At 60.9% G+C, this 15,889-nt stretch carries 13 protein-coding genes; 11 read left to right on the top strand and 2 right to left on the bottom strand.

Translation table 11 applies throughout. The features are described from left to right. Window positions 1–157 precede the first annotated feature (157 nt). The 4 genes from HWV67_RS17395 to HWV67_RS17410 all read left to right on the top strand — a co-directional run bounded on the left by HWV67_RS17395 (window position 158) and on the right by HWV67_RS17410 (window position 4,307). Complete coding sequence (locus tag HWV67_RS17395; protein ID WP_110969719.1) at window positions 158–1,186, top strand: amino acid ABC transporter substrate-binding protein; 1,029 nt, start codon at window positions 158–160, stop codon at window positions 1,184–1,186. 67 nt (window positions 1,187–1,253) lie between these two features. Continuing rightward, window positions 1,254–2,423: an amino acid ABC transporter permease gene (locus HWV67_RS17400; RefSeq protein ID WP_175652139.1), complete on the top strand. Its 1,170-nt coding sequence runs from the start codon at window positions 1,254–1,256 to the stop codon at window positions 2,421–2,423. A 10-nt stretch (window positions 2,424–2,433) separates the two neighbouring features. Further along, on the top strand, window positions 2,434–3,531 hold the full coding sequence (locus HWV67_RS17405; RefSeq protein ID WP_095154603.1) for an amino acid ABC transporter permease: 1,098 nt from the start codon (window positions 2,434–2,436) through the stop codon (window positions 3,529–3,531). 11 nt (window positions 3,532–3,542) lie between these two features. Further along, window positions 3,543–4,307 (top strand): amino acid ABC transporter ATP-binding protein, encoded by a 765-nt coding sequence (locus HWV67_RS17410; protein WP_095154605.1) that lies wholly within the window; start codon window positions 3,543–3,545, stop codon window positions 4,305–4,307. 205 nt (window positions 4,308–4,512) lie between these two features. On the opposite strand, the gene algW is transcribed toward HWV67_RS17410, so the two are convergent. Then, window positions 4,513–5,670 (bottom strand): Do family serine endopeptidase AlgW, encoded by a 1,158-nt coding sequence (algW, locus tag HWV67_RS17415; RefSeq protein ID WP_095154607.1) that lies wholly within the window; start codon window positions 5,668–5,670, stop codon window positions 4,513–4,515. Window positions 5,671–5,909: 239 nt separating this feature from the next. On the opposite strand from algW, the gene HWV67_RS17420 reads away from it, so the two are divergent. The 3 genes from HWV67_RS17420 (at window position 5,910) to cysN (ending at window position 9,641) form a co-directional block, all read left to right on the top strand. Continuing rightward, complete coding sequence (locus tag HWV67_RS17420; RefSeq protein ID WP_175652140.1) at window positions 5,910–6,668, top strand: Nif3-like dinuclear metal center hexameric protein; 759 nt, start codon at window positions 5,910–5,912, stop codon at window positions 6,666–6,668. A gap of 138 nt (window positions 6,669–6,806) precedes the next feature. Then, on the top strand, window positions 6,807–7,724 hold the full coding sequence (gene cysD / locus HWV67_RS17425; protein ID WP_095154611.1) for a sulfate adenylyltransferase subunit CysD: 918 nt from the start codon (window positions 6,807–6,809) through the stop codon (window positions 7,722–7,724). A gap of 15 nt (window positions 7,725–7,739) precedes the next feature. Further along, window positions 7,740–9,641, top strand: a complete 1,902-nt coding sequence (gene cysN / locus HWV67_RS17430; RefSeq protein WP_095154613.1) for a sulfate adenylyltransferase subunit CysN — start codon at window positions 7,740–7,742, stop codon at window positions 9,639–9,641. A gap of 78 nt (window positions 9,642–9,719) precedes the next feature. On the opposite strand, the gene HWV67_RS17435 is transcribed toward cysN, so the two are convergent. Further along, a complete protein-coding gene (locus HWV67_RS17435) occupies window positions 9,720–10,199 on the bottom strand; it encodes an Lrp/AsnC family transcriptional regulator (RefSeq protein ID WP_175652469.1) in 480 nt (159 codons plus the stop codon). 127 nt (window positions 10,200–10,326) lie between these two features. Here HWV67_RS17435 and HWV67_RS17440 point away from each other — a divergent pair, with 127 nt between their 5' ends. The 4 genes from HWV67_RS17440 to HWV67_RS17455 all read left to right on the top strand — a co-directional run bounded on the left by HWV67_RS17440 (window position 10,327) and on the right by HWV67_RS17455 (window position 15,869). Next, complete coding sequence (locus HWV67_RS17440; RefSeq protein WP_175652141.1) at window positions 10,327–11,523, top strand: methionine gamma-lyase; 1,197 nt, start codon at window positions 10,327–10,329, stop codon at window positions 11,521–11,523. 229 nt (window positions 11,524–11,752) lie between these two features. Further along, a complete protein-coding gene (locus tag HWV67_RS17445) occupies window positions 11,753–13,837 on the top strand; it encodes a type I secretion system permease/ATPase (RefSeq protein WP_371929314.1) in 2,085 nt (694 codons plus the stop codon). A gap of 11 nt (window positions 13,838–13,848) precedes the next feature. Further along, on the top strand, window positions 13,849–15,249 hold the full coding sequence (locus tag HWV67_RS17450) for an HlyD family type I secretion periplasmic adaptor subunit (protein ID WP_175652470.1): 1,401 nt from the start codon (window positions 13,849–13,851) through the stop codon (window positions 15,247–15,249). A 170-nt stretch (window positions 15,250–15,419) separates the two neighbouring features. Further along, entirely contained in the window at window positions 15,420–15,869 is a 450-nt protein-coding gene (locus HWV67_RS17455; protein ID WP_175652143.1) for a hypothetical protein, read from the top strand. Window positions 15,870–15,889: the final 20 nt, after the last annotated feature.

The raw sequence follows: 15,889 nt of genomic DNA on the forward strand, positions 1-15,889 counted from the left end.
TGTTTCCGCGGTAACACCCCTCATGGGTAACCCAAGGCTGTCACAGAACAGCGTATTGCGCCAATTGACCCAATAACAAGCCGAAACGGGTCGGATGCGCCTCATAAGGGTGCGGTGCAAAACCGGCTCACACAACAAGAGCGATCTGGAGGTTTGAATGAAGATGTTGAAATCCACCCTGGCAGTCATGACGGCTGCCGCTGCGCTGGGCCTGAGCTCCTTCGCCCACGCGGGTGCGACCCTGGATGCGGTGCAGAAGAAAGGTTTCGTGCAGTGTGGCGTGAGTGACGGTCTGCCGGGCTTCTCGGTGCCGGACGCCAAAGGCACTATCGTCGGGATCGACGCCGATGTCTGCCGCGCAGTAGCAGCGGCGGTATTCGGTGACGCGACCAAGGTCAAGTTCAGCCAGCTCAACGCCAAGGAGCGCTTCACCGCGCTGCAGTCCGGCGAAGTCGACGTGCTGTCGCGCAACACCACTTGGACCAGCTCGCGTGACTCCGGCATGGGCCTGGTGTTCGCCGGCGTCACCTACTACGACGGCATCGGCTTCCTGGTGAACAAGAAGCTCGGCGTTTCCAGCGCCAAGGAACTGGACGGTGCAACCATCTGCATCCAGGCCGGTACCACCACCGAGCTGAACGTCTCCGACTACTTCCGCGCCAACGGTCTGAAATACACCCCGATCACCTTCGACACCTCCGATGAAAGCGCCAAGTCGCTGGAATCCGGTCGTTGCGACGTGCTGACCTCCGACAAGTCGCAACTCTACGCACAGCGCTCCAAGCTGGCCGCGCCGACCGACTACGTGGTTCTGCCGGAAACCATCTCCAAGGAGCCGCTGGGCCCGGTGGTGCGCAAGGGTGACGAGGAGTGGTTCAGCATCGTCAAGTGGACCCTCTTCGCCATGCTCAATGCCGAAGAAATGGGCATCACCTCGAAGAACGTCGAGGCAGAAGCCAAAGCCACCAAGAACCCTGACGTGGCGCGCATGCTCGGCGCCGACGGCGAATACGGCAAGGACCTGAAACTGCCGAAGGACTGGGTGGTGCAGATCGTCAAGCAAGTGGGTAACTACGGCGAAGTGTTCGAGAAGAACCTCGGCAAGGCTACCCCGCTGCAGATCGACCGCGGTCTGAACGCCCTGTGGAACAACGGCGGCATCCAGTACGCGCCACCGGTGCGCTGATTGGGTCGGCCCGCGGCGGCGAGGTTGCCGCCGCGGGCCGTTACGTTCCTTCTCTTCGGGGCTTTTCATGCAAAATCCACCCAAGGGCTTGTCCCTGAACGACCCACGTGTGCGTGCGTGGCTGTTCCAGATCCTCACCATCGTCGTGGTGGTCGGTCTGGGCTGGTACCTGTTCCACAACACCCAGACTAACCTGCAACACCGGGGCATCACCTCGGGCTTCGACTTCCTGGAGCGCAGTGCCGGCTTCGGCATCGCCCAGCACCTTATTCCGTACACGGAATCCGACACCTACGCCCGGGTCTTCGTCATCGGCCTGCTCAACACCCTGCTGGTGACTGTTATCGGCATCATCCTGGCGACCCTGCTGGGGTTCATCATCGGCGTGGCACGACTGTCACCGAACTGGATGATCAACAAGCTGGCCACGGTGTATGTCGAGACTTTCCGTAACATCCCGCCGCTACTGCAGATCCTCTTCTGGTACTTCGCGGTGTTCCTGACCCTGCCGGGACCGCGAGGCAGCATCAACCTCAACGACACCTTCTTCATCAGCAACCGTGGGCTGAACATGCCCGGGGCTTCGCTGGCCGACGGCTTCTGGCCGTTCGTGATCTGCCTGGTGGTGGCAATCGTCGCCGTTGTGCTGATGGTGCGTTGGGCCAACCGGCGTTTCGAAGCGACCGGCGTGCCATTCCACAAGTTCTGGGCCGGATTGGCCCTGTTGCTGGTGATCCCGGGGCTGAGCGTGCTGTTGTTCGGCAACCCGCTGAGCTGGGAAATGCCGCAATTGAAAGGATTCAACTTCACCGGTGGCTGGGTACTGATCCCCGAGCTGCTGGCGCTGACCTTGGCACTGACCATCTACACCGCGGCGTTCATCGCTGAGATCGTGCGCTCCGGCATCCGCTCGGTGAGCCACGGCCAGACCGAGGCGGCCCGTTCGCTGGGCCTGCGTGAAGGCCCGACGCTGCGCAAGGTGATCATTCCCCAGGCGCTGCGGGTAATCATTCCGCCGCTGACCAGCCAATACCTGAACCTGGCGAAAAACTCCTCGCTGGCGGCCGGTATCGGTTACCCGGAAATGGTTTCGCTGTTCGCCGGCACCGTGCTCAACCAGACCGGCCAGGCCATCGAGGTCATTGCCATCACCATGAGCGTTTACCTGGCCATCAGCATCAGCATTTCGCTGTTGATGAACTGGTACAACAAGCGCATCGCGCTGATCGAGCGGTAAGGAGACGCGCATGACTTCCCATGTTTTCAAACCCGATATGCCGCCACCGGTGAAAACCGTCGGCGTACTCGCCTGGATGCGCGCCAACCTGTTCTCCAGCTGGATGAACACCCTGTTGACGCTGTTCGCCATCTATCTTGTCTGGCTGATCGTGCCGCCGCTGCTGCAGTGGTCGATCTTCGATGCCAACTGGGTCGGCACCACCCGCGCCGATTGCACCAAGGAAGGCGCCTGCTGGGTGTTCATCCAGCAGCGCTTCGGCCAGTTCATGTACGGCTATTACCCCACCGAGCTGCGCTGGCGGGTCGACCTGACGGTCTGGCTGGCAGTGATTGGCGCCGCGCCGTTGTTCATTTCGCGCTTCCCGCGCAAGACGATCTACGGCCTGTGCTTCCTCGTTGCGTACCCGATCGTCGCCTACACCCTGCTGCACGGCGGCACCTTGGGTCTTGCCACGGTACCGACCAGCCAATGGGGCGGCCTGATGCTGACCCTGGTCATCGCCACCGTGGGCATCGTCGGCGCCTTGCCGCTGGGCATCCTGCTAGCCCTGGGCCGGCGCTCGAAAATGCCGGCGGTGAAAGTGGTCTGCGTGACCTTCATCGAGTTCTGGCGTGGTGTGCCGCTGATCACCGTGCTGTTCATGTCCTCGGTGATGCTGCCGCTGTTCCTGCCTGAAGGCATGAGCTTCGACAAGCTGCTGCGGGCGATGATCGGCGTCATCCTGTTCCAGTCGGCGTACATCGCCGAAGTGGTGCGCGGTGGTCTGCAGGCCATTCCCAAGGGGCAGTACGAAGCCGCCGCGGCCATGGGCCTGGGCTACTGGCGCTCGATGGGGCTGGTGATCCTGCCCCAAGCGCTCAAGCTGGTGATTCCCGGCATCGTCAACACCTTCATTGCCCTGTTCAAGGACACCAGCCTGGTGATCATCATCGGCCTGTTCGACCTGCTCAACAGCGTCAAGCAGGCGGCCGCCGACCCGGCCTGGCTGGGCATGGCGACCGAGGGCTACGTGTTCGCGGCCCTGGTGTTCTGGATTTTCTGTTTCGGTATGTCCCGCTACTCCATGCATCTGGAGCGCAAGCTGGACACAGGCCACAAGCGTTAGGAGAGATTTTGATGAGCGAAGCGATCAAACAGCCTGTTGGCCCTGAAGGCATTATCCAGATGCAGGGCGTGAACAAGTGGTACGGCCAGTTCCACGTGCTCAAGGACATCAACCTGAATGTGCGCCAAGGCGAGCGCATCGTGCTGTGCGGGCCGTCGGGTTCGGGCAAGTCTACCACCATCCGCTGCCTCAACCGTCTGGAAGAACACCAGCAGGGCCGCATCGTGGTCGATGGCGTTGAGCTGACCAACGACCTCAAGCAGATCGAGGCGATCCGCCGTGAAGTCGGCATGGTGTTCCAGCATTTCAACCTGTTCCCACACCTGACCATCCTGCAGAACTGCACCCTGGCGCCGATGTGGGTGCGCAAGATGCCCAAGCGCAAGGCCGAGGAAATCGCCATGCACTACCTGGAGCGGGTGCGGATTCCGGAGCAGGCCAACAAGTTTCCCGGTCAGTTGTCCGGTGGTCAGCAGCAGCGTGTGGCGATTGCCCGGGCGCTGTGCATGAAGCCGAAGATCATGCTGTTCGACGAGCCGACCTCGGCACTCGACCCGGAAATGGTCAAGGAAGTGCTGGACACCATGGTCGGCCTGGCGGAAGACGGCATGACCATGCTCTGCGTGACCCACGAAATGGGCTTTGCCCGCACCGTGGCGAACCGGGTGATCTTCATGGACAAGGGGGAAATCGTCGAGCAGGCCGCGCCGGATGACTTCTTCGACCGGCCGCAGAACGAGCGGACCAAACTGTTCCTGAGCCAGATCCTGCATTAATGAAAAGGGGCCGCAAGCTTCTAATGTCAGTCAGTTAAATCAATTAGGGCCGCTTTGCGGCCCTTCGCGAGCAAGCTCGCTCCCACAGGATCCTCGCCAAGGTGCAAGTTGTGGGAGCGAGCTTGCTCGCGAAGGGCTGCAGAGCGGCCCCAATATAGGTGCTGAAACGCTAATTGACAGGCATTAGCCGAAAGCGGCTCCGAAATCAGTTCTCTTCCTGCACCGCCGGCGCTGGCGGCGGTCGCAGACCCACCTCGGCAACCAGTTTCAGCGGCTTGCCATTGCGCACCACCTCGATCGCAACCTTCTCATTGGGCTTGATCCGCGCCACCTGGTTCATCGAGCGGCGGCCATCGCCGGCCGGTTCGCCATTGATGCTGAGGATCACGTCACCCAGTTGCAGACCGGCTTTCTGTGCCGGGCCATCGCGGAAAATCCCCGCTACCACGATGCCTGGCCGGCCCTGCATGCCGAACGACTCGGCCAGTTCCTGGCTCAGCGGCTGCACCTCGATACCCAGCCAGCCACGAATCACCTGGCCATGCTCGATGATCGACTTCATCACCTCCAGCGCCAGCTTGGTCGGAATGGCGAAGCCGATCCCTTGCGAGCCGCCGGACTTGGAGAAGATCGCCGTGTTGATACCGGTCAGGTTGCCGCTGGCATCCACCAGCGCGCCGCCGGAGTTGCCGGGGTTGATCGCTGCGTCGGTCTGGATGAAGTCTTCGTAGTTGTTCAGGCCCAACTGATTGCGCCCGGTGGCGCTGATGATGCCCATGGTGACGGTCTGGCCGACCCCGAACGGGTTGCCGATGGCCAGGGCAACATCGCCGATATGGATATTGTCGGAGCGGCCGATAGTAATGGCCGGCAGGTTTTTCAGGTCGATCTTGAGGACCGCGAGGTCGGTTTCCGGGTCGCTGCCGATGACCCGGGCCAGTGTTTCGCGGCCATCCTTGAGCGCCACCACGATCTGGTCGGCGCCGGCGGTCACGTGGTTGTTGGTCAGCAGGTAGCCTTCCGGGCTCATGATCACCGCCGAACCCAGGCTCGACTCCCAACGCCGCTGCTTGGGCAGGTTGTCACCGAAGAAACGACGGAACTGCGGGTCTTCGAACAGCGGGTGCGCGGACTTGTTGACCACTTTGGTGGTGTACAGGTTGGCCACCGCGGGCGCCGCGTGGCTGACCGCATCGGCGTAGGACACCGGGCCCTGGACGATGCTGGTGGTCTGCGGCGCTTGTTGCAGGTTGACGTCCTGGCTGGGCAGGCCGACCCATTGGGGAAAACGCTGGATGACCAGCAGCGCGATCAGCACGCCGGTAAACAGTGGCCAGCCGAAGTAACGCAAAGCCTTGAACATTGAATGGATCCTGGGGGGTTGGCCCGAGCCGATGACGCAGTGGGGAAGTGATGAACGCGCGCGATCATACTTCGGCAAGACCTGTGCAGGAATAGCTAAATCATCCGGCGTGTGACGACGTTGGCCAGATGCCCCCAGGTTGTTGCCGCCGGTTTCCCCAACACAGTCGACGGCCCATAATGGCGGGCATTATACGGGGCCTTGCGCCGCGCTGAACTGCTGAATTGAGGAGTCTTTCCATGGCTGTTGCCCTGACTACCCTGGTCGAGGAAGCCGACCGCTACCTCGGTAGCGCGAAAATCCAGGATTACTGCCCCAACGGCCTGCAGGTCGAAGGCCGGCCGCAGGTCACCCGGATTGTCAGCGGCGTGACCGCCAGCCAGGCGTTGCTGGATGCCGCCGTCGAAGCCGGGGCGGATCTGGTGCTGGTGCACCACGGTTATTTCTGGAAGGGCGAGAACCCCTGCATCACCGGCATGAAGCAGCGCCGCCTGAAAACCCTGCTGAAGAACGACCTGAGCCTGCTGTCGTACCACCTGCCGCTGGACGTCCACCCCGAAGTGGGCAACAACGTGCAACTGGCGCGGCAACTGGACATTACCGTGGAAGGCCCGCTGGACCCGAACAACCCGCGAGTGGTGGGGCTGGTGGGGTCACTGGCCGAACCCGTGTCGGCGCGGGATTTCGCCCGCCGCGTCAGTGAAGTGATGGGCCGCGAGCCGTTGCTGATCGAAGGCGAGGGAATTATTCGCCGGGTTGGCTGGTGCACCGGCGGTGGCCAGGGCTACATCGACCAGGCGATCGCCGCCGGCGTCGATCTGTTCATCAGTGGCGAAGCCTCCGAGCAGACATTCCACAGTGCCCGGGAAAACGGCGTCAGCTTCATCGCCGCCGGTCATCACGCCACCGAGCGTTACGGCGTACAGGCGCTGGGCGACTATCTGGCGCGGCGTTTTGCCCTGGAGCATCTGTTCATCGATTGCCCCAATCCGGTCTGAATCCTAAAACGACTGGGCATATCCATATACTGTTTCGTTCTAGCCGCCTTCCTAAATAGAATCGGGCGCTGTGATAAAGTTGCCCGCTCGAACACGGCCCGCTTGGCCGTCCATAAGATCGTTTTCCCGTGAGTAGCCATGGTCGACAAACTGACGCATTTGAAACAGTTGGAGGCGGAAAGCATCCACATCATTCGTGAGGTGGCCGCCGAGTTCGATAACCCGGTGATGCTGTATTCCATTGGCAAGGATTCGGCCGTGATGCTGCATCTGGCACGCAAGGCCTTCTTCCCTGGCAAGCTGCCGTTTCCAGTGATGCATGTCGACACCCAGTGGAAATTCCAGGAGATGTACAGCTTCCGCGACAAGATGGTCGAGGAAATGGGCCTTGAACTGATCACCCACGTCAACCCGGAAGGTGTGGCGCAGGGCATCAACCCGTTCACCCATGGCAGCTCCAAGCACACCGACATCATGAAGACCCAGGGCCTGAAACAGGCACTGGACAAGCATGGTTTCGACGCCGCCTTCGGTGGCGCGCGCCGCGACGAAGAGAAGTCCCGCGCCAAGGAGCGCGTCTACTCCTTCCGCGACAGCAAGCACCGCTGGGACCCGAAGAACCAGCGTCCCGAGCTGTGGAACGTCTACAACGGCAAGGTCAACAAAGGCGAGTCGATTCGCGTCTTCCCGCTGTCCAACTGGACCGAGCTGGACATCTGGCAGTACATCTACCTCGAAGGCATCCCGATCGTCCCGCTGTACTTCGCCGCCGAGCGTGAAGTCATCGAGAAGAACGGCACCCTGATCATGATCGACGACGATCGCATCCTCGAGCACCTCAGCGACGAGGAAAAGGCCCGTATCGTCAAGAAGAAGGTGCGTTTCCGTACCCTCGGCTGCTACCCGCTGACGGGCGCCGTCGAGTCGGAGGCCGAGACCCTGACGGACATCATTCAGGAAATGCTCCTGACCAGAACGTCCGAACGCCAGGGCCGTGTCATCGACCACGATGGCGCCGGTTCCATGGAAGACAAGAAACGCCAAGGCTACTTCTAATTTCAGGGTTACTCCATGTCGCACCAATCTGATCTGATCAGCGAGGACATCCTCGCCTACCTGGCCCAGCACGAGCGCAAGGAACTGCTGCGTTTCCTGACCTGCGGCAACGTCGACGATGGCAAGAGCACCCTGATCGGGCGCCTGCTGCACGACTCCAAGATGATCTACGAGGACCACCTCGAGGCCATCACCCGCGATTCGAAGAAAGTCGGCACCACGGGCGAAGACATCGACCTGGCGCTGCTGGTCGACGGCCTGCAGGCCGAGCGTGAGCAGGGCATCACCATCGATGTGGCCTACCGCTATTTCTCCACTGCCAAGCGCAAGTTCATCATCGCCGACACCCCCGGCCATGAGCAGTACACCCGCAACATGGCCACCGGTGCATCCACCTGTGACCTGGCGATTATCCTGGTCGATGCCCGTTACGGCGTGCAGACCCAGACCCGCCGCCACAGCTACATCGCGTCGTTGCTGGGCATCAAGCACATCGTTGTCGCCATCAACAAGATGGACCTCAAGGGCTTTGATGAGCAGGTCTTCGAGTCGATCAAGGCCGACTACCTGAAGTTCGCCGAGGGCATCAACCTTCAGCCGAGCAGCCTGCACTTCGTGCCGATGTCCGCGCTCAAGGGCGATAACGTGGTCAACCGCAGCGAGCGTTCGCCGTGGTACACCGGCCCCGCGCTGATGGAAATCCTCGAGACCGTTGAAGTCGCCGCTGACCGCAACTTCACCGACCTGCGCTTCCCGGTGCAGTACGTCAACCGTCCGAACCTGAACTTCCGCGGCTTCGCCGGCACCATCGCCAGCGGCGTGGTGCACAAGGGTGACGACGTGGTCGTGCTGCCGTCGGGCAAGAGCAGCCGCGTCAAATCCATCGTCACCTATGAAGGTGAACTGGAGAACGCAGGTCCAGGCCAGGCCGTAACCCTGACCATGGAAGACGAGATCGACATCTCCCGTGGCGACCTGCTGGTTCACGCCGACAACGTACCGCCGGTGACCGACCAGTTCGACGCCATGCTGGTGTGGATGTCCGAAGAGCCGCTGCTGCCGGGCAAGAAATACGACATCAAGCGCGCCACCAGCTATGTGCCGGGCTCGGTTGCCAGCATCACCCACAAGGTCGATGTGAACACCCTGGAGCAGGGCGCCGCCAGCGCACTGCAACTGAACGAGATCGGCCGGGTCAAGGTCAGCCTCGACACCGCCATCGCCCTGGACGGTTACGACAGCAACCGCACCACCGGCGCGTTCATCGTTATCGACCGCCTGACTAATGGCACCGTCGGTGCGGGCATGATCATCGCGCCTCCGGTCCTGCCACACGGCAGCACCGGTCAGCATGGCAAGCTGGCCCACGTCGCGACCGAAGAGCGCGCTCTGCGCTTCGGTCAGCAGCCGGCCACCGTGCTGTTCAGCGGCCTGTCCGGCGCTGGCAAGAGCACCCTGGCCTATGCCGTGGAGCGCAAGCTGTTCGACATGGGTCGTGCGGTCTACGTCCTCGACGGCCAGAACCTGCGTCATGACCTGAACAAGGGCCTGCCACAGGACCGCGCCGGTCGCACCGAGAACTGGCGTCGTGCTGCCCACGTGGCGCGTCAGTTCAACGAAGCCGGCCTGCTGACCCTGGCCGCGTTCGTTGCACCGGATGCCGAAGGCCGCGAACAGGCCAAGGCGCTGATCGGCAAGGAGCGTCTGGTGACCGTTTACGTCCAGGCGTCCCCGCAAGCCTGCCGCGAGCGTGACCCGCAAGGCCTGTACGCTGCTGGCGGCGACAACATCCCGGGCGAGAGCTTCCCGTACGATGTGCCGCTGAACGCCGATCTGGTCATCGACACCCAATCCACCAGCGTGGAAGAGGGTGTCAAGCAGGTGCTGGACGTGCTGCGTGAGCGTGGCGCGATCTAAGCGTCGACGCTGAAAAACAAGAAACCCGCGATGGTGAAAACCATCGCGGGTTTTTTTGTGCCCGCTGGAGAGGGCGCCTCAGATGTGCTTTTCCGATACCGGGATGACTCGCTTCTCCTTCACAGCCTTATAGGAAAAGCTCGAATAGATTTCTTTCACACCCGGTAACGATTGCAGCACCTCGCGGGCGAATTCGCCGAAGGACTCCAGGTCCCGCGCCAGCACTTCCAGCAGGAAGTCATAGCGCCCGGAAATATTGTGGCAGGCAACGATTTCGGGGATTTCCATCAGCCGCTGTTCGAAGGCGCGGGCCATCTCCTTGGTGTGTGAGTCCATCATGATGCTGACGAAGGCGGTGACGCCAAAACCCAGGGCCTTGGGCGAAAGGATCGCCTGGTAACCGGTGATATAGCCGCTTTCCTCCAGCAACTTGACCCGTCGCCAGCAGGGCGAGGTGGTCAGGGCGACGTTGTCGGCCAATTCCGAAATGGTCAGTCGGGCGTTGTCCTGCAGGGCGGCGAGGAGGGCGCGGTCGGTGCGGTCGATGGCGTTGGGCAAAATTTGCCCCGTCTTCATGGAATCATGAGCTTTCATGCCTGCAATACCCCAAAGCGGTAGTCACATTTGGAAAAATATTAGTCGGTCGGTGGCATAAGCTTATTACAAACCACAAGAGGCTGTTGTCATGAGCGGCTCGACCAGAAACCCAGGATTCGCTACCCGTGCCATTCACCATGGCTACGACCCACAGGCCCACGGAGGGGCGCTGGTGCCGCCGATCTACCAGACGGCCACGTTCGCTTTTCCCACCGTTGAATATGGCGCGGCCTGTTTTGCCGGCGAAGAAGCCGGGCATTTCTACAGCCGTATCTCCAACCCCACCCTCGCGCTGCTGGAGGCGCGAATGGCGTCGCTGGAAGGTGGCGAGGCAGGTCTGGCCCTGGCCTCCGGCATGGGCGCCATCACCGCCACCTTGTGGACGCTGCTGCGCCCCGGCGACGAGGTGCTGCTGGGCAGTACGTTGTATGGTTGCACCTTCGCCTTTCTGCACCACGGCATCGGTGAGTTCGGCGTCAAGCTCAAGCATGTCGACATGGCCGACCTGAAAGCGGTCGAGGCTGCAATCACACCGGCAACGCGGCTGATCTATTTCGAATCACCGGCCAACCCCAACATGCACCTGGCCGATATCGCCGGTGTCGCGAAGATCGCCCATCGCCACGGTGCGACACTGGTCGTGGACAACACCTATTGCACGCCTTACCTGCAACGCCCGCTGGAGCTGGGCGCGGACCTGGTGGTGCATTCGGCGACCAAGTACCTCAGCGGTCATGGCGACATCACCGCGGGACTGGTGGTCGGGCGCAAGGCGCTGGTGGACCGCATCCGCCTGGAAGGGCTCAAGGACATGACCGGCGCGGTGCTCTCGCCGCACGATGCGTCGTTGCTGATGCGTGGCCTGAAGACCCTCAACCTGCGCATGGATCGCCACTGCTCCAATGCAATGGCCGTCGCCGAATTCCTCCAGCAACAGCCGGAAGTCGAGCTACTGCATTACCCCGGCTTGCCGTCCTTCCCGCAGCACGCCCTGGCGAAGCGCCAAATGGCGCTGCCGGGTGGCATGTTGGCGTTCGAACTCAAAGGCGGAATCACCGCTGGCCGCCGCTTCATGAATGCCCTGCAACTGTTCAGTCGGGCGGTCAGCCTGGGGGATGCCGAGTCGCTGGCGCAGCATCCGGCGAGCATGACCCATTCCAGCTACACGCCGGAGGAGCGGGCCCGCTACGGAATTTCCGAAGGGCTGGTGCGGTTGTCGGTCGGGCTGGAGGATGTCGAGGACTTGTTGGCGGATATCAAACACGCGTTGCGAGCGCGAGATTGAGTAGAAGGGGATTACAACTAGTTACCTGACTTCCTGTAGTCCCCTTACAAGACCTCGGTTTTGTTACCGAAATTTCTGTCGCCATTGCAGGATCCAGCATGATTTTTCTCACCAGTGAATGAGCCTAGTTTTCGGGGATGCTTTTCCCGGACACGAGGCACTCGCGGTGGCGACAGACAATCGGAATCAACAAGGCGAGTTGCTGGACTCTGGTCTGGCATGCTTGGTCATGCTGGCGCGTTATCACAATACGGTGGCTAGCGCAGAGCAACTTGTTCACCGCTTCGCGGCCGGCAGGGCGCGCTTTTCCACCCCTCAGTTACTTCAGGCGTTCAAGCAGCTCGACCTCAAGGTCACGCTGTCCACGTGCACGGTTGAGCGCCTTCCCCGGTTGCCGCTACCGGCCATCGCCATTGACCGTGACGGTGAGTACTTCATCCTTGCCCGGCTCGAGGGCAATCAGGCGCTGGTTCAGGATCCCCGTACAGCGACCCCGCAAATACTGACGCTCGACGCCCTGGGCAAACGCTGGAGCGGCGAGGTGATCCTTGTGCGTTCGCAGGCGCTCCTGCCCGGCGTAGCGGCGCGATTCGATTTCACCTGGTTCATCCCCGCCGTGGTGAAGCACCGAAAGCTACTGGCTGAAACGCTGTTCGTGTCGTTCGTCCTGCAGTTGTTTGCCCTGGTGACACCGCTGTTCTTCCAGGTGGTCATGGACAAGGTTCTGGTGCACCGGGGGCTGACCACGCTTGACGTAATCGTGGTCGGGTTGCTCGCGATTATCCTGTTCGAAAGCCTGCTCAGCCTGTTGCGCACCTATGTTTTCGCCCACACGGCCAGCCGCATGGACGTTGAACTGGGAAAGCGGCTGTTTCAACACCTGGTGGAATTGCCACTGGCGTATTTTCGGTCGCGCCGGGTGGGAGACTCCATCGCCCGTGTGAGAGAGCTGGAAAACATCCGCAGTTTTCTCACTGGTAACAGCATCACCCTGGTGCTGGACGTGCTGTTTTCCATCGTGTTCATCGCGGTCATGTTCGCCTACAGCGGCTGGCTGACCTTGGTGGTGGTGGCGTCGCTGCCGCTGTATGTCCTGATCTCCCTGCTGCTCACCCCCATACTGCGTGCCCGGCTGGAGCAGAGTTTCAACCGCGGCGCCGAAAACCAGGCATTTCTGGTCGAGACCATCAATGGCATCGACACCCTCAAGTCGATGGCGGTGGAGCCGCAGGTCATGCGCCGCTGGGACGACCAACTGGCGGCCTATGTATCGGCCAGTTTCAAGACGCAGAACCTTTCCACCCTGGCCCATGAGAGTGCCGCGCTGATTGGCAAGCTGGTTACCGTCATCACCCTGTGGCTGGGCGCGCGGCTGGTTATCGATGGAGAGCTGACAGTCGGCCAGTTGATTGCCTTCAACATGCTTGCTGGCCGTGTATCGCAACCGATCATGCGTCTCGCTCAACTGTGGAGCGATTTTCAGCAGGTTGGGCTGTCTATTCAGCGACTTGGCGACATTCTCAATACCCGGACCGAAGCGAACCATGGCAACGGCAGCGTGTTGCCGAAACTGGCCGGGCGGATCGAACTCGACCAGGTGAGCTTTCGCTACCGGCCCGATGCCAGTGAAGCATTGCGTGCGGTTAGCCTTCGGATCGAGGCTGGCGAGCTGATCGGCGTCGTGGGCCGCTCCGGCTCCGGCAAAAGCACCCTGACCCGACTGATCCAGCGCCTCTATTCGCCGGAGCGCGGCCGGGTGCTGCTCGACGGCATGGACCTGGCGATCGCGGATGTCTCCTCCCTGCGCCGGCAGATCGGTGTCGTGCTGCAGGACAACATGCTGTTTCGCCGCAGTGTCCGCGACAACATCTCCCTCAGCGACTCCGGTGCGCCGATCGAGGACATCATGCGCGTGGCGAAGCTGGCCGGAGCCCATGATTTCATCCTCGAACTGCCCGAGGGCTACGACACCATGGTGGGGGAGCATGGTGCTTCGTTGTCGGGCGGGCAGCGGCAGCGCCTTGCCATTGCCCGGGCCTTGCTGGGCAATCCGCGGATCCTGATTCTCGACGAGGCCACCAGTGCCCTCGACTACGAGTCGGAGCACATCATCCAGCAGAACATGGCGCATATCTGCCGCGATCGCACGGTCATCATCATTGCTCACCGGTTGTCTGCCGTGCGCCATGCCCACCGCATTCTGGTGATGGAGCGCGGGCAGGTTGTCGAGCAAGGCCCTCATGAGCAGTTGCTCAGCAAACCTGATGGGGTCTATGCCCACCTGCACCGTCTGCAGCAAGGCGGTGGCGAGTGATCGTCCTCAGGATGCTGCTGGAGCGTTACCGCGAGGTTTGGTGTGAAGCCTGGCGTCAGCGCCGCTCGATGGACGGGCCGCAGAGAACGCGACACGAACTTGAGTTCCTGCCTGCCGCGCTCGCCTTGCAGGAAACCCCCGTGCATCCCGCGCCGCGTTACTTGCAACGGATGCTGCTGCTCTTCGCGGCCCTGACCCTCGCCTGGGCCTGCATCGGCGAAATCGATGTGGTCGCCAGTGCCGCAGGGAAGATCGTTCCCAGTGGTCGGAGCAAGTTGGTCCAGGCCAGTGAAGGGGCAGTCGTCCGCGTTATCCACGTCAGCGACGGGCAAGCCGTCAAGGCTGGGGATCTGCTGGTGGAACTGGAGGACCGGATAACGGCCGCTGAGGTCGAGCGACTGGGCAGTGAGTTGCTGGCGGCGCGTATCGACAAGGCCAGGGCACAGGCGCTGCTGTCAGCGATCGAGCAACAGCGCGAACCGGAGCCGCTGGCTGCGCTTATCCCCGACGCACCCGCCATGCAGAAGCAGGCCGCGCAACGTTGGGTGCAGGGGCAGTATCTGGAATTGCGCACGGCCCTCGATCAGGTGGCGGCTGAAATCGAACAGCGCAGCGCCGAGATCCGCTCCGCCAGTGCCCGGGCCGGGTCGCTGCAGCAGATGCTGGTCATCACCCGGCAACTCGCCGCTGACTACAAACTGCTGTGGCGCGAGTCGGCCATGGCCAAGCACCTGTACCTGGAAAAGGAACAGATTCGCCTCGACCAGGAGCGGGAACTGACCACGCAGCGTTTGCGGGTAGAGGAACTGACTGCCGCGAAGAACGCCGCCAGCCACCGTCATGCCGGTGTCATCGCGCAAACCCGAAGGGCAATGCTCGACCTCTATGGCGAAGCCGGACAGCGGGTTGCAGCGCTGACGCTCGAGGTGAGCAAGGCCGAACAACGGCATCGCCTGAAGACCCTGACATCGCCCGTCGATGGCACCGTCCAGCAGTTGGCGATTCACACACGCGGGGGCGTCGTTACCGAAGCGCAGACGCTGATGGTGATTGTTCCGGTCGAGCAGCCCGTTGAAGTGGAAGTGCAATTCGAGAACAAGGACATAGGCTTTGTTTTTTCCGGTCAGCCGGTGGAAATAAAGATCGAGACGTTCACCTTCACCAAGTACGGCGTGATTCCCGGTGTTGTTCAAAGCATTTCCAGCGACGCCATCGAGGATGAACGGCGCGGGTTGATGTACAGCGCCAGGGTGAAACTGGAACAAAGTCATATTCGAGTGAATGAGCGGGATATTCCGTTATCTGCGGGCATGGCCGTGCGCGCGGAAGTGATAACGGATAGACGCAAGGTGATCAGTTATTTCTTGAGTCCGTTGCAGCGGCATGTGCGGGAGAGTTTGGGGGAGCGCTGAATGCATAGAAACTGGATGAAGAGACTCTTGGTGGTTTTTTATATCGTTGTTTGGCAGTTTCTTAGAATCTGCGCGGGTGTTTTCATTTTGCTGTGGTTTGTGCCGCAACTCATATGTTTCATGATCGGCAGTGCTCATGTGTTTTTCAGGTAAGTGGTGGGAGGGAACTGATGCTGAAATTGATTCTGTCATTTTTTACACTTTTTGGTTTGCTGGGCGGCGTGTGGCATGCGCTAGGGTTTTTTATCTTGAAAGAACGGGTTGTCGAGAGTTTTAGATACGAGGTTGTTCACTCTCTCGATGACAAGTTTGTGCTGGTCAAATCGTACAGCGTAACTCAAGGGGGAGCGCTGGTCTCCAACTGCCAAGATTCCATTTTTGTGTTTTCTTCAGCTATTCCAGTTGATGAAGGAGCTAGTAATTCAGCATTCAAAGTGTATTCGGGGAGTTGTGACGGTTTTTCGGACGGTTCACGTTCTCCGAGGGTTAGATGGATTGGGGCAAGAGGGATTGAAGTTGAGTTTGCTATCAACGGAGCGCGCTTGGTTTCTCATGATGTGGCCTTAAGAGTGATGGATTTCACGGGTGAAGTGCATGTGAAATTTATTGTTTCGGAATAAACGACCTTTTGATTTGAGGG

The sequence above is a fragment of the Pseudomonas sp. Marseille-P9899 genome, assembly GCF_903166565.1.
In the GTDB taxonomy this organism is placed as follows: domain Bacteria; phylum Pseudomonadota; class Gammaproteobacteria; order Pseudomonadales; family Pseudomonadaceae; genus Aquipseudomonas; species Aquipseudomonas huaxiensis.

Coding starts and splice junctions, on each gene's coding strand:
- HWV67_RS17450 (WP_175652470.1), top strand. CDS start 13,849: ATGCTGCTGGAGCGTTACCGCGAGGTTTGGTGTGAAGCCTGGCGTCAG.
- cysD (WP_095154611.1), top strand. CDS start 6,807: ATGGTCGACAAACTGACGCATTTGAAACAGTTGGAGGCGGAAAGCATC.
- HWV67_RS17410 (WP_095154605.1), top strand. CDS start 3,543: ATGAGCGAAGCGATCAAACAGCCTGTTGGCCCTGAAGGCATTATCCAG.
- cysN (WP_095154613.1), top strand. CDS start 7,740: ATGTCGCACCAATCTGATCTGATCAGCGAGGACATCCTCGCCTACCTG.
- HWV67_RS17445 (WP_371929314.1), top strand. CDS start 11,753: ATGCTGGCGCGTTATCACAATACGGTGGCTAGCGCAGAGCAACTTGTT.
- algW (WP_095154607.1), bottom strand. CDS start 5,670: ATGTTCAAGGCTTTGCGTTACTTCGGCTGGCCACTGTTTACCGGCGTG.
- HWV67_RS17455 (WP_175652143.1), top strand. CDS start 15,420: ATGCTGAAATTGATTCTGTCATTTTTTACACTTTTTGGTTTGCTGGGC.
- HWV67_RS17440 (WP_175652141.1), top strand. CDS start 10,327: ATGAGCGGCTCGACCAGAAACCCAGGATTCGCTACCCGTGCCATTCAC.
- HWV67_RS17400 (WP_175652139.1), top strand. CDS start 1,254: ATGCAAAATCCACCCAAGGGCTTGTCCCTGAACGACCCACGTGTGCGT.
- HWV67_RS17405 (WP_095154603.1), top strand. CDS start 2,434: ATGACTTCCCATGTTTTCAAACCCGATATGCCGCCACCGGTGAAAACC.
- HWV67_RS17420 (WP_175652140.1), top strand. CDS start 5,910: ATGGCTGTTGCCCTGACTACCCTGGTCGAGGAAGCCGACCGCTACCTC.
- HWV67_RS17395 (WP_110969719.1), top strand. CDS start 158: ATGAAGATGTTGAAATCCACCCTGGCAGTCATGACGGCTGCCGCTGCG.